The sequence below is a fragment of the Ursidibacter arcticus genome (genome assembly GCF_009761375.1).
Taxonomy (GTDB): domain Bacteria; phylum Pseudomonadota; class Gammaproteobacteria; order Enterobacterales; family Pasteurellaceae; genus Ursidibacter; species Ursidibacter arcticus.
The window spans coordinates 1-1,069 of the sequence record NZ_LEKM01000058.1; the positions used below are offsets into that span (position 1 = coordinate 1).

Here is a 1,069-nt window from a genome sequence, read left to right on the forward strand (position 1 = left end):
ACCTATTATTAATGAACCAGGTAGCGGTGTACGAGCAATTAACGCCACAGGTTCCATTTTTGCGACATTTAATAGTGCCTATACTATTGATTCTAGCTGGGAGTGGAAAAAATGGAATGATAAACATAATGCTTATCATTTTGTAACTGAAAACAGAGATAAAACTCATGGAGATGATGCTTCAGCCTCCTTTATTTTAGCCCTCAATGATCAGGGAAATGTGGCTGGAGGATATTCAAATAAGACATTTATGATTCAGGTTCCTACCATTTGGAAATGGCAAAGTGGCAAATGGAGTGAACCGATAGAACTCCCTTATGACGAAAGCTCAGAGGAGACCTCCAAAGGGGAAATGCGAGGGTTAAATGGTTCGGGAACACAAGCCGTTGGTAATATCAATGTTCTTCCAAATCGTAGAGTGCAACACTACGAGAGCGACTACAATACTAACGCTAGCGTTTGGACAGAAGAAAATGGTAATTGGTCATTAATGAGATTATCATCAGAAACATCTTCGGCTAATGCTGTGAATAATAAAGGTGATATTGTTGCAGGCTATGATACTGTTTCTGCTGGTGGTAATTATATCGCTACCATTTGGCGTTTTGATGGAACAACTTGGTCTAGTATGATGATCGATGATAAGCGTCACTATTCTGAGGTCTTCGCATTAAATAATGCTGGTGATGTGGCTGGCGGTTCAACTCATTATAGACCAGCTATTTGGTCGGGTAATAATTACCAAAAAACTGAACTAAAAGGCGTTGATGGCAATATTACTCAAGGGGAAGTCCGCGCACTGAGTGCAGATGGTAAAATTGCAGGCGGGAAAAGTAAAGTTGGAGAAAATTACCGCGCTACTATTTGGTCAGGTAACGATTGGAAAGCTTATGATTTAGGCACTTTCAAAAAAGATGGTGTAGGCAATTCTTTAGTTACTGCAATGAATGATGATGGAACTATTGTAGGAGGGGAGGCTACCTTTGAAGATGGTGAAAGCTATGCCGCACTTTGGTTTATTCAATATGATGAAAACAACAAACCTACTATAGATTTGCTAACGAATGAA

The 1,069-nt window shown here is 39.8% G+C and carries 1 protein-coding gene; it reads left to right on the forward strand.

Annotation, left to right across the window (positions count from 1 at the left end; all coding sequences use genetic code 11):
- On the forward strand, window positions 1-1,069 hold a 1,069-nt coding region (locus A1D25_RS01735), incomplete at both ends, for a hypothetical protein (protein ID WP_205420567.1).